Origin of the sequence: Larsenimonas rhizosphaerae, from assembly GCF_026240105.1 — a bacterium.
Classification (GTDB): Bacteria; Pseudomonadota; Gammaproteobacteria; order Pseudomonadales; family Halomonadaceae; genus Larsenimonas; species Larsenimonas rhizosphaerae.
Map to the genome: position 1 here is coordinate 1398148 of NZ_JAPIVE010000001.1, position 12161 is coordinate 1410308.

Consider the following 12161-nt stretch of genomic DNA (forward strand, 5'->3'; position numbering starts at 1 on the left):
GTCGATGAGCGCAGCAGTACGGTCAAGCAGATGCCATCATGCATTGGTCGAACCTCAACACAACACAGCGTGTGCATCCCCTTCCGGTTTTCTTTATAAAGGGGCTTCAATGACGATGGACTCAGAGGCTCAACGTAGCTCATGGAAAAGGAACTCGCCCTCCCCCCGCGCATCAAGGGTCTGGTAGAGCGGTTACAGCGATATCACTATCTGTGGCCGTGTGTAAGCTTCATCAGTGGCATCCTGAGTTTCTTTCTGGTAACCCGGCAGCAGTCGCTGGGCGGATTTCTGGCGGTTGCCCTGCTGGCCAGCTGGGCCTTGTTGATTGGTGAAAATATATGGAGTGGCGTTCGCGAACGGCGCCATCAATCCCGGTTGCCCAAACTGATTGCCACCTTTGTTACCCAGCTCACTCACCAGGAAACCCTGTGTTTCTGTCTGCCGTTCTTTCTTGTAACCACTGCCTGGAGCAGTGGTCAGGCAGTCTTCACCGGCCTGCTGGTTCTGTGTACGCTGATATCGGTGATGGATCCGGTCTATTTCCGACTTGCTGACCGGGTTCGCTGGCTCTATATGGCCTTTCATGGCCTGTGTGCCTTCATTCTTATCCTGGTCAGTGCGCCTCTGCTGCTGCACGTCACCACCGGACAGAGCTTTTTACTGGCCACCCTGGCCCTGCCCATATTGAGCCTGCCCAGCCTGATCAATTTGTTTCAACCACGAAATATAATGAGCTGGCTGGGCATGCTGGCGATGGCCGTCGCCCTGAGCGGTCTGGCGTGGTCCGGACGAAGCTGGGTGCCTCCAGCCACCCTGTGGATCACCAGCAGTGCACTGTCTCCTTCATTCAACCAGGCAGCGCGCTCACCGGAAGGCACCATGGCACTGACATCATCAGCCCTTGAGGCCCGCGGCCTGTATGCCTACACGGCCATCCATGCACCCCGCGGGCTGAATGAGAAGGTCTTTCATGTCTGGCGACATGAAGGAAAGGTTGTTGATCGAATTCCGTTGACCATCAAGGGAACGGGAGGAGACGCCTATCGCGCCTGGTCTCACAAGCTTCACTTTCCCAGAGACTCCGCCGGGCCCTGGCAGGTAGATGTCATCACGGCAGATGGGCAACGTATCGGTGTCATCCGATTCAATGTCAGCACGACGCCATCCGATGCAGGAAAGGCCGATGGTACGCTGCATCATACGCCCGGCGTTGGCTGGCTAAGCATGACGAAGTCATCAGGCGGGTAGAAATAAAAGTGCACACATTTGCATATAATGAATTGATCTGGATAATTTCATTTGTCCATACTTCAGGTTATCCTGTTTTCCATGAATGAAACTTTATGTCTTAAGCTGACACGCATCCCCCGACTATGGCGCGCCATCATTGATGAGCGGCTGGCCCCGCTGGGTCTGACTCAGACACGCTGGACCACGCTGTATCATCTGGCCCATTACGGCGAAGGACAGCCTCAATGCGATCTGGCTCGTGCCATCGGCGTAGAGGCACCTTCACTGGTGCGAACACTTGATCAATTGATGCAGCAGTCCTTGATTGAACGCCGACCCAGCGAACAGGACCGGCGCACCAAGCTGGTGTATCTGACACCGACGGCCATGCCGCTTCTGAAGCAGATCGAAACGGTAGTTCAGCAGGCACGTCGAGAAATGCTGGAAGGCCTTGATGAGGATATGCTCGCGCAGCTCGATAGTGCATTGAGCACCATCGAGCGCAATGGTATGCGGCTGCTGTGTGAAGAGCGGGATGAAGTCAGCAACTCGTCCGACTGCCTGCCTACTCCCTGATGTTTCTGCGACGCTTTCCGGCCAGCTGGTGCCGGAGAGCATCCATGCCTTCCGCCAGCTGATCAAACTCGGGAAGACCCAGCCGCTCCTGCCACCACAGGGTCAGCGTCGCGGTACCGGATGTCAGCGCCAGGGCATCTTCCGGCAGTGACTCAATCAAGGCATGTACGGCCTGCTGATCATCAGCGTCCATCCCCTTTTCCATCTCACAGGTCTGCGTTTCTCGCGTCCACCGGATCTCTGGTCCTGCAGATGCCTTGGGATAATGCAGCCGATACGCCAGCAGATCTCCATGTTCCGGTCGCGCCACACCGGGCGGGTTGACCTCGACTCGAAACCCCAGTTCACGCGCCCGCGTTCGGAGGGCCACGATCCGCCGCTGCCGAAGGGAGGGTCTCAAACTGATGACCGGGGCCAGGGCGACAAAAACGAGTCCAGCTATGATCCAGAAAACGGTCATGCGAAAGGGATACTCCATCCATTGAAATATGTATGTGCCAATATATCGCGGGTTGTCCTGCGAGTATGAATTGTGTCGTCTGCCGCCACCCTCTAAAGTAAGAGACATCACAGACTCTCGGCCAGAAGGAATATTCCCATGAGCAACGCCTACCAGCACATTCTTGTTGCCGTTGATCTCACCAAGGACTCACACCTGGTACTAAAGCGTGCCCTGCCCATTGCCGAGCGTAATGGGGCCAGAATATCCATCATTCATACCCTTGAGCCTCTCGGCTTTGCCTATGGCGGGGATATACCGATGGATTTAAGCAGTATTCAGGACCAGCTGGACACCCATGCCCGAGAGCGACTGGCTGACATAGCCACGCCGCATGGCATCAAGCCTGAAGATCAGCATGTTGTGGTAGGAATGCCGGACTCGGAGATTCAGCGGTTTGCGAAGGACAGGGCCGTGGATCTGATTGTAGTCGGCTCCCACGGTAGACACGGTTTTGCCCTGCTGCTGGGCTCCACCTCCACCGGCGTGTTGCATGGTGCAGAGTGCGATGTACTTGCCGTACGTGTCGGCCACATTGATGATACCGATGAATAAATAGACAGGACACCGCTTCGGCCCCTTACTGAAGGCCGAAGCGGTGTTACTGGTCTTTATCCTTACCCTTCCTGTAACGCCTCAAGCTCCATCCATCGCTCCATGGCAACGTCCAGCGCCGACTGAGTATCGCTCAACTGACCCAGTGTGGCCGTCACGGTACTGCTGTCCTGATTATAAAATTCAGGAGATGAAATGGTCTCTTCAAGGGTTGCGATCCGTGTTTCCAGCACCTCGATATGCCCAGGCAGCTCATCAAGCTCACGCTGCAGCTTGTAGGACAGCTTTCTGGATTTGGCAGGTGCAGCGCTCTTCTCTACCTTTGACGTTTTGGGCTGTTCGGTAGGCGCTCGCGTCGGTTCGGCACCCTTGTCCCATGGCGCAGGTGGCAAGCTGCCCCCCTGCCGGATCCAGTCCTTGTAACCACCGACATATTCATTGACCTGCCCTTCGCCCTCAAAGGCAATGACACTGGTAACCACGTTGTCCAGAAAGTCACGATCGTGACTGACCAGCAGCAGCGTACCTTCAAAATTCAGGAGCAGCTCTTCAAGAAGCTCCAGGGTTTCAACGTCCAGATCGTTGGTCGGCTCATCCATCACCAGCACGTTGGCCGGCTGAGTAAAGAGCTTGGCCAGAAGCAGACGGTTGGACTCGCCACCTGACAGGGCACGGATTGGCTGACGTGCACGTTCCGGCGTAAACAGGAAATCCTGAAGGTAACTGATGACGTGACGATCCTTGCCGCCGACCGTCACAAAGTCACGCCCCTGTGCGACGTTATCGTAGACCGTCTTGTCCATTTCCAGCCCGGCTCGCAGCTGATCGAAATAGGCGACCTGCAGATTGGTGCCGCTGATGACCTTGCCTTCCGAGGGGGTCAGCTCTCCCAGCATGATCTTGAGCAGGGTCGTCTTGCCGGCGCCATTACGGCCAATAAAGCCGATGCGATCCCCCCGCTGTACTTCCAGGCTCACATGCCGAAGCACTGCCTCACCATTGAAGGTCTGGGTTACATTATCAAGCTCGACCACACGTTTGCCGCTGCGATCGGCGCTATCCACGTTGATGCGCGCCTGACCTACACGATGACGACGATCTGCATGCTGGGAACGCATGGATTCAAGTGCCCTTACGCGGCCTTCATTGCGGGTTCTGCGAGCCTTGACACCCTGGCGAATCCACTTTTCTTCCTGAGCGAGCTTTTTATCAAACTCACGACGCTCACGCTCTTCAGACTCAAGTTCCTGCCCCTTGAGTTCCTGATAGCGGTCGTAATTACCGGGGTAACGCCCCAGTCTGCCACGGTCAAGCTCGAGGATATTTGTCGCCAGGCGCTTCAGAAAGGCCCGGTCGTGGGTAATGAACAGCACAGCACCGCTGAATTGAAGAAGCTGTTCTTCAAGCCAGATAATCGTATCCAGATCAAGGTGGTTGGTCGGCTCATCGAGCAGCAGTACATCCGGGTTGGTAACCAGAGCACGCGCCAGCGCTACCCGTCGCCGCCACCCACCGGACAGCCTGTCCATCAACTCGTCGGCAGGCAGTCCCAGTCGAGTCAGCACCGTATCGATGCGCTGGTGATAGGACCAGCCATCCTGCGCCTCAAGCGCAGACTGCAGATCGGCCAGTCGATTCATGTCAGGCGCGTCCGAGGCAACCAAAGCATCATACTCGCTTAAAAGACGCCCGACCTCAGGCAACCCATCGGCCACCACATCATAGATTCGCCGCCCTTCGGCTTCGGGCAGCTGCTGAGCCAGTGAACCGATATTCAATCCCGGTGCGCGCCATACGGTTCCACCGTCCGGATCAGCCTTACCGGATACCAGCGACAGCAACGTCGACTTGCCGGCCCCATTACGCCCTACCAGCGCCAGTCGCTCTCCGCGCTCCAGGCTGAGTTCGGCACCATCAAGCAGCACATGGTGGCCGTAGGCCAGTTGAACTTGTTCAAGTCGCAGCAACGTCATGCGTCGCCTCCTGCAGAAAATGTCGGTCGCCTAGTGTAACGCATAGCCTGCCCTTTTCGTGGCCGGTACAATGCAAATCATTACTTTGACATCCCACAGGATACTCCATGCTGCCAGAGGCACTTTCCTTTACCGCAGACGCGCCCCTTGTTGATACAGGCGCCAACTTGACGCACGAAAGCTTCCGCGCGGATATTGATGATGTGCTGGGGCGTGCCCATGCAGCTGGCGTAACCACTCTGGTACTGACCGGCACCGACCAGCAGGGCATCGAAGATGCGCTGGCCTTGTGTGAACGGGAAACACCGGTAGCGCTGTATGCCACGGCAGGCCTTCACCCCCACCACGCCGCCGACTGGACGCCGGAGCTTGCCAGGTTCATCGAGCAGGCCGCCTCGCACTCGTCAGTAGTGGCCATCGGTGAATGTGGCCTTGATTATCATCGGGACTATTCCTCGCGTACTGATCAGCGACGTGCGCTCGAAGCACAGCTTGAGCTGGCCGCCCGCACCGGAAAACCCCTTTTTCTGCACGAGCGCGATGCCGGCGCCGATATGGCCGACATTCTCAAGCAGTGGCGGGACGACCTCACTCAGGCCGTGGTGCACTGCTTTACCGGCGAGCGCGAGACGCTGCACCGCTATCTTGATCTTGATTTGCACATAGGTCAGACAGGCTGGATCTGCGATGAACGACGAGGTCACCATCTACGCTCGCTCGTGGCGGATATCCCGGCCAACCGCTTGATGATTGAAACGGACTGTCCCTATCTCCTGCCACGCAACCTGCCGGCAAAACTCAAGGGGCGCCGTCATGAACCCGCATTGCTTCCCTGGATTGCCCGCGAGCTCGCCTACTGGCGCGGTGTAAGTGAGCAGACGCTCAGCGAGCAGACCACTGCAACCGCACGTGCCTTTTTTACCTTACCCCTTACAGACTGACACAGGGAGCATCATGGATTCCATCCCCGGTTTTATTGCCATTGAAGTAGGCGACGCGGACCTGCCCGTTGCCATCGCATGGACGCTGCCGGACGGTCAGCTGAAACACACGCTGGTACAGCCCGGCCCTGACTGGCTGGAAAACGAACAGGCGTCGCTGGGCGACTACAGCGAGGACGAGCTTGAAATGATGGGCGTCAGCCCCATCGATATACTTCGCGAACTTGAAGCGGATCATTTCAATGGCACGCTTTACAGCAATGGCCTGGTTGATGATGAACGAGCGCTGGCCTGGATGTTCAACGAATATGGCATTGAACCGTTCATTGATCTGGCTCCGGCTGAAAGCCTGTATGAAGGGCTATCTCATGGCGAGTGGCATCGCCAGCGCAGCGATTTGTTCAATGAGCTTGGCCTTGAGCCCTTCAAGCCGGAGGATGAGCTTCAGGTCATGCTGACACTTCATGTGCGGGAAATGGGTTATCCCGATCAATAGGCAGGGTTTGATCGTCAAGGCACCTTCGCCCTGATTCGATAGCCTCCTCACATGAGCTGCCCTGCTGGTAATATGCCTGCAGGGTGCAGCGAAAGGCACGTGCACGATTGTTCAGCCCGTTCTCGAGCAGGGCATCAGCACGGGCACACACTCGTGCAGCAAAGGCATGTCGATCCACCTCGATAGCCCCGTTGAGGTTATCAACGCTGACATTGAACTCGAGGTCACAGGCCGCATAGAACAGTGATTCAATGGCCTGTGGCTGCACTTCCACGGTTTCAAAGGCAGCCTGCTCGTGTTCATTCCGACCGTCCGGCAGATACCAGTAACCGTAATCTTCCAATAAGCGGCGCGCCTCTCCGGCGACGCACCAGTGGCTTATTTCATGCAGTCCGCTGGTGAAATAGTCATGGGCAAATATAATGCGGTGATACGGCGTGTCTGCACTCGCGGGCAAGTAAAGAGGCTCATCCTCACCGCGGATCAGACGGGTCGAGTACGCAGGCTCGAATACGCCATTGAACAGGGCGATCAAGTCATCGGTACGGTGTAACATCATTTATCTCTCGTACAGGTGCCAGGGCTGAGTAGCCATGGCATATAGTGTGCGGTTTTTCCCTTGTCTTTCAAATAATCCTTGCTCATGACATCCCTATTGCAGCGCAGTTTAACCGAAGCACGCCCCCTGATTCGGCTTACGCTTCCCATTTTCGGAGCTCAACTGGCTCAGGCCGGGATGGGGACAGTCGACGTCATGATGGCCGGCAACGCCAGCGCGACCGATCTGGCTGCAGTCTCGGTGGGTACAAGCCTCTGGATCCCGCTGATCCTGTTTATTACCGGAACCCTGATGGGTCTGACTCCCATCGTGGCACACTGCATGGGAGCGCATCGAGCAGAAGACGTTTCCACCTACAAGCGTCAGGCCCTGTGGGCGGCCATTTTCATGGGACTGATAGCCATGGCCGCGCTGCAGCTTGCTCCGCCCTGGCTTTTTGCTGTCATGAATGTGCCAGATACCGTGGCAATGCTATCAACACAGTATCTGACTGCACTGTCCTTTGGCCTGCCCGCCGTTGCACTCTATCAGGCCCTGCGCGCCTACTCGGATGGCCTGAATCATTCCAGGCCATCACTGATGTTCAGTCTGCTGGGCCTTGTCCTCAACATACCTGCCAACGGCATTCTGATCTTTGGCGGCAACGGCCTGCAAGCGCTATTCGGCAATGCCATACCTGAAAGCCTCGCGGCATTACCTGCACTGGGAGCCTACGGCTGCGGCATTGCCACGGCCATATCCATGTGGGTCATGTGTCTGGGAATGTATCTCTACACACGTCATGCGCGTGCTTATCGCCATGTGCGATCAGGCCGGGGCATGACTGCGCCTCATTACACACAAATGATGGAGTTGCTGCGTATCGGCTTCCCCATTGGCGTCGCCATTTTTACTGAAACCACTCTGTTCACACTCATCGCGCTATTAATCGCCGGGCTGGGTGAGGTGGTGGTCTCCGCTCATCAGATTGCTCTTAATTTTACGTCGTTGATGTTCATGCTTCCCATGTCCATTGGAATGGCCCTTACAGTGCGCGTCAGCCATGCACTCGGTCAGAACCAGCCTTGTCGTGCACGCTTTGTGGCCTGGAACGGTATTGTACTGTCCTTGATGGCGGCACTGATAAACAACCTGATACTGTGGCAGGGAAGTCATGTTATTCCCTCACTTTATACTGGTAATACAGAGGTCCAGGCACTGGCATCGCAACTGATACTGGTTGCCATCATCTACCAGGTATCTGATGTACTGCAGGTCAGCATGGCTGGGGCTCTTAGAGGCTATAAGGACACCAGAATCATCATGATATTCACCCTGCTGGCGTACTGGGTTATCGGGCTGGGCAGCGGTCTACTGCTGGGACGTAGCGCGGGCTGGGGCGTTTTCGGGTACTGGAGTGGCCTGATTCTGGGCTTGTCCGCTGCGGCCCTTCTACTCGGCATACGACTGCACAGGCAATCGCGACTAATGATTCGTGCTCAACCATTGAATAACCACTGATTCAGCCGATTATTTCATCGATACACCATCATCCTGAACTGTTGTGATCATAAGGGCTTAACCTTTCCAAACGAGTTGTGCTACTAATGAGACAGGACGCTCTTTTCAGGATGGCATCTGCAGGCTCTACCCTGCATATAACAAGTCGGTGAAGGAGGCTTTATGGGCGCATGCATACAACAGCAGCCTGCCAAGGTGGTCGACCTCAACGAAATGCGAGAGCGTCACCAGGCTCAGCAACGTATAGTACGATTGGCTCCGGAACTCGATGGTTTGGAAATGATTTACGAGGTCGCTTCCGACCCGGACTCGCTCTATGCCATGCCTGTTCTGGGCTGGGCACTGAAATCCAATGGTGAAGTCATGGGCGTGGTTCCCTGGCTTGAATCACTTGTAGGCTGTCACAGCCTGGATGATCCCGACTATGGCCGCTTTATCGGCTACCGCGATCCCGAGATTGATGATGTCTTTGATGTTCCGCCTGAACACAAGCGATTCGAACTCGAGCATGCAGCGGCCTACTTCGATTATGAGCCGTCCCCGGAAAAAACCCTGCTTCAGCACCTGCCGGATACACATGGCACGTATGCCCTGTGTATTGATGAAGAAGATGCTCCGTGGCAGCTCAAGCAGATACATGGCTGGCAACTGTATAGCGACGGCAGTATCGAAGCACTACTGGTTGATGAAGACGCTGTTTGCCAGACTCCCATCCTCGCCGGTGACGATTGCCTTTATCCGGGCAGAAGTCGACACCGTCTGGTGTACTTCTTTCAGCGTGCCATCGCCAATCGCATCAAGGAGCAGGATCCGGATACGCTCAATGCCCTGGCCTTGATGGTAGACTCCGAAGCCTGAGGGTGAAACCATGAGTGATACAGGAGCGTCCTTCGGAATGCTCTTGTATCAATGAATGAAAAACCCTTTGTATAGTTAGCATTGATCATCTTTTCTTTATGACCATTACACCAAAAAGCATGAAGTGATAACTTTTTCACAAAAAGCCTGCCACGAATGGATTAACCTGAGACAATATATATACGACTAAAGACAATCCAATCGGTTATCCATGAAAAAAGCTTTGCTGATCGGTAATCACTCCTGCTCCAACCGGGGTGATGCAGCCATTCTTCGTGGCCTTATCGAAGCCATCGATACCACATCCATTTCCATTGATATTGCATCACGTGATCCCGCAACGGGAGAGATCGTTCTGGAAGAAACCGGTTTACCGGTTATTCAGGATGTATTTGAGCAGGCGCGTCACAAGCTCATGCAGGGCTCGTTTTATACACGCAAGGTCATGTCTCGCTACCTTAACGGCATCATGTACGCTTCAAGCAAGTATAACTGGAGCGTAGAAAAAACACGCAAACTACTGCCCAGGGCCTATAACGAAGCAATCGATACACTAGCCGCCTATGATTATATTATTCAGGTAGGCGGCTCCTTTATCGTTGATGCCTACGGCTTTACGCAACTGGATATCATTTTTGGCGCCAAAATGGCCGGTCGAAAGGTTTATCTGATCGGGCATAGCGTTGGCCCCTTTGAACATAAGCAGTTTCGCGAGTTGTGCCAGAATCTGCTGCCCTACCCTGAGACCATTGTCCTGAGAGAGCATGTCAGTGAAGACATACTCAAGAAGGCTGGAATATACCTCGATAACCTCGGCTACGGTGCGGATACGGCATGGCTGATGCCCGAGTCCCAGCATGTTGACCTGACAGTTATCAATCCTGACAACAAGCCCATGGTAGGCATCACGGCCAGAAGACTGGCGCCGTTTGATAGTGTGCTGGGTGTAAGCCAGGAAGCCTATGAACAGCAGATGGCATCAACCTGCGACACTCTGGTCGAGAAGGGGCACATGATTATCGGGGTGTCCACCTGCACGGGGCTGAATGGGTACCATCGAGATGATCGCCTGACGCTTCACAGTATTAAAAAGCGTATGCGCCATCCGGAAGGCCTCCATATCATTTTTGATGAGTTAAGTGATCTTCAGATCGGTGGAGTGTTATCACAATGCCGTTTTACCATTGCTACAAGGTTGCACAGCGGTATTATTTCCATGCGCTATGGCACACCGGCACTGGTAATTGCTTATGAGCACAAAAGTGAGGGAATCCTGACAGACATGGCACTGAACGCATTTTCACTATCGATGCAGGAGTTTGTCGAGGGTGAAACACTTTCAAGACTTGAAACACTCGAAGCAGATTACGACCAGTTCTGCCAGTTGATCGGCCAGCGTGTAGAAGAGCACGCCGATATGGCCCGACAGCATATCCGGGCCATCTTCAGCGAATAATCAGGCCGATGCGCCCGCAATTGATATGTAATAGACAAAGCTGTCCGGCAGGGTTTCCTGCTGGATCAGCTGATGACCCAGGTAGGCACAAAATTGCGGTATATCACGTGTGGTCGCAGGATCTGTTGCGACCACCTTAAGGCATTCACCCGGCACCATTTCTGCCACCTTGTTATGCATCATCATGATAGGCTCGGGGCAATAAAGACCACTGGTATCCAGCGTTTCATCAGCGCTCGGCAACTCGGACATATTAAAACCTCCCTGAATATGATGTTCAATAAAGCCGGACGTAAACGGTCACTTCTTCCCGGTCGTGGTAGAGGTGCTTGCATGCGATATCAAAGGTAATGCCTGCGTCCGAAAGCGTTGTTTCCAGTTGCTCAATGCAGGCAGAAACCTCTTCCCAGCGCTTTTTCATCGGCAACTTCAAATTGAAAATACTGTACCAGCACCACTGATTCACCAGCCAGCGCTCAATCATGCGTGTTACACGTACCGGTTGGTCAACAATATCGCATACCAGCCAGTCCAGCCTGTCTGGCGGTGACCACACAAATCCGTCCTCCTTTAAATGCTCTACCAGACCGGTTCGCACAAGGTCGGCATTCATGGGGCCGTTATCGATGGCATACACAAACATGCCACGTTGCACCAGCTGCCATGTCCATCCACCTGGCGCAGCACCAAGGTCTGCTGCCTGCATACCTGCATGGAGGTGCTGATCCCATGCATCCCGTTCTATAAAGGCATGCCACGCCTCCTCCAGCTTTAACGTGGAGCGGCTGGGTGCTGCGTGAGGAAATCTGAGATGCTTGATACCATTGGGCCATTCCGACCGATTCTGCGGAAAGCTCATGGCAACCTGCACACAATCACCTGATGTCCAGAATAGATGCAAACGACGCTTTCCGGCCTTTCGGCGTAACGCACCGCGCTTTTTCAAAATTCCTTCAAGGGGGCGCTGAAGTGATTTGCATAATCCGGTCAGCCCCTTGCCATCATTGGTATCCGGCCATTCCTGCCATAGCTCTTCGAAATTCCAGCCGCTTTCCTGTATCAGCGACACCAGAGCTGTAATACGATCATTCCGGTTCAACTGCAGTGGTGAAAAGGCAACCAGGATCTGGCGCGCGAATACAAGGTGCGTCAGCGGGAGCTGCTTGTGTACCGTATTGGCTGGCTGCCCTTCTGGTAATACCAGCCTTGTAAAACCGGTATTCGGATCGTTTACCGTCTGAATGTGATTATCAAGATGATACGTTTTATCAGTAAGCTCCCGAGCCAGATCCCGCTCGAAGCCCGGCCGGCAATAAAAAAGCAATTCGTTGGGGATACTGGCCATACCTTTTTCCTTTCGCGTCCGGATCTACGCCGCTGTTTTTTTGAGCCATAAAAAAAAGCCCCTGGTCGTATGACCGGGGGCTTTGGTATAGATGCCTGACGATGACCTACTCTCGCATGGAGAAGCTCCACACTACCATCGGCGCTAAGCTGTTTCACTTCCGAGTTCGGCAT

13 protein-coding genes and 1 rRNA gene are annotated in these 12161 nt (G+C 54.6%); 8 read left to right on the forward strand and 6 right to left on the reverse strand.

Going from position 1 to position 12161, the window contains the following annotated elements; translation table 11 throughout:
- Positions 1-141: 141 nt before the first annotated feature.
- Together OQ287_RS06495 and slyA are read left to right on the forward strand one after the other, a co-directional pair.
- A complete protein-coding gene (locus tag OQ287_RS06495) occupies positions 142-1248 on the forward strand; it encodes a DUF5924 family protein (protein ID WP_265895874.1) in 1107 nt (368 codons plus the stop codon).
- A gap of 81 nt (positions 1249-1329) precedes the next feature.
- Positions 1330-1806 (forward strand): transcriptional regulator SlyA, encoded by a 477-nt coding sequence (slyA, locus tag OQ287_RS06500; RefSeq protein WP_265895875.1) that lies wholly within the window; start codon positions 1330-1332, stop codon positions 1804-1806.
- Here the strand turns inward: slyA and OQ287_RS06505 are convergent.
- Complete coding sequence (locus OQ287_RS06505) at positions 1796-2266, reverse strand: hypothetical protein (protein WP_265895876.1); 471 nt, start codon at positions 2264-2266, stop codon at positions 1796-1798. The genes slyA and OQ287_RS06505 overlap by 11 nt on opposite strands.
- A gap of 138 nt (positions 2267-2404) precedes the next feature.
- Here OQ287_RS06505 and OQ287_RS06510 point away from each other — a divergent pair, with 138 nt between their 5' ends.
- Positions 2405-2860, forward strand: a complete 456-nt coding sequence (locus OQ287_RS06510) for a universal stress protein (protein WP_250937911.1) — start codon at positions 2405-2407, stop codon at positions 2858-2860.
- A 62-nt stretch (positions 2861-2922) separates the two neighbouring features.
- Here OQ287_RS06510 and OQ287_RS06515 read toward each other — a convergent pair whose 3' ends face one another.
- Positions 2923-4833, reverse strand: a complete 1911-nt coding sequence (locus OQ287_RS06515; protein WP_265895877.1) for an ATP-binding cassette domain-containing protein — start codon at positions 4831-4833, stop codon at positions 2923-2925.
- Between the two features lie 107 nt (positions 4834-4940).
- Between OQ287_RS06515 and OQ287_RS06520 the strand changes: the two genes are divergently transcribed.
- A complete protein-coding gene (locus OQ287_RS06520) occupies positions 4941-5774 on the forward strand; it encodes a TatD family hydrolase (RefSeq protein WP_250937913.1) in 834 nt (277 codons plus the stop codon).
- A gap of 13 nt (positions 5775-5787) precedes the next feature.
- Complete coding sequence (locus OQ287_RS06525; RefSeq protein ID WP_250937914.1) at positions 5788-6270, forward strand: hypothetical protein; 483 nt, start codon at positions 5788-5790, stop codon at positions 6268-6270.
- Here the strand turns inward: OQ287_RS06525 and OQ287_RS06530 are convergent.
- A complete protein-coding gene (locus OQ287_RS06530; protein WP_407658235.1) occupies positions 6224-6829 on the reverse strand; it encodes an elongation factor P hydroxylase in 606 nt (201 codons plus the stop codon). The genes OQ287_RS06525 and OQ287_RS06530 overlap by 47 nt on opposite strands.
- Before the next feature lie 96 nt (positions 6830-6925).
- Between OQ287_RS06530 and OQ287_RS06535 the strand changes: the two genes are divergently transcribed.
- The 3 genes from OQ287_RS06535 (at position 6926) to OQ287_RS06545 (ending at position 10643) form a co-directional block, all read left to right on the forward strand.
- Positions 6926-8329: an MATE family efflux transporter gene (locus tag OQ287_RS06535; protein WP_322974101.1), complete on the forward strand. Its 1404-nt coding sequence runs from the start codon at positions 6926-6928 to the stop codon at positions 8327-8329.
- A gap of 162 nt (positions 8330-8491) precedes the next feature.
- On the forward strand, positions 8492-9187 hold the full coding sequence (locus OQ287_RS06540; RefSeq protein ID WP_250937917.1) for a hypothetical protein: 696 nt from the start codon (positions 8492-8494) through the stop codon (positions 9185-9187).
- 211 nt (positions 9188-9398) lie between these two features.
- A complete protein-coding gene (locus tag OQ287_RS06545) occupies positions 9399-10643 on the forward strand; it encodes a polysaccharide pyruvyl transferase family protein (RefSeq protein WP_250937919.1) in 1245 nt (414 codons plus the stop codon).
- Here OQ287_RS06545 and tusA read toward each other — a convergent pair whose 3' ends face one another.
- From tusA to rrf, 3 genes are all read right to left on the reverse strand, one after another.
- Positions 10644-10895, reverse strand: coding sequence for a sulfurtransferase TusA (gene tusA, locus OQ287_RS06550; protein ID WP_250937921.1), 252 nt, complete (start codon positions 10893-10895; stop codon positions 10644-10646).
- A 25-nt stretch (positions 10896-10920) separates the two neighbouring features.
- On the reverse strand, positions 10921-11988 hold the full coding sequence (gene rlmM, locus OQ287_RS06555) for a 23S rRNA (cytidine(2498)-2'-O)-methyltransferase RlmM (RefSeq protein ID WP_265895879.1): 1068 nt from the start codon (positions 11986-11988) through the stop codon (positions 10921-10923).
- 93 nt (positions 11989-12081) lie between these two features.
- Positions 12082-12161, reverse strand: a 5S ribosomal RNA gene (rrf, locus tag OQ287_RS15395); the annotation flags it as partial.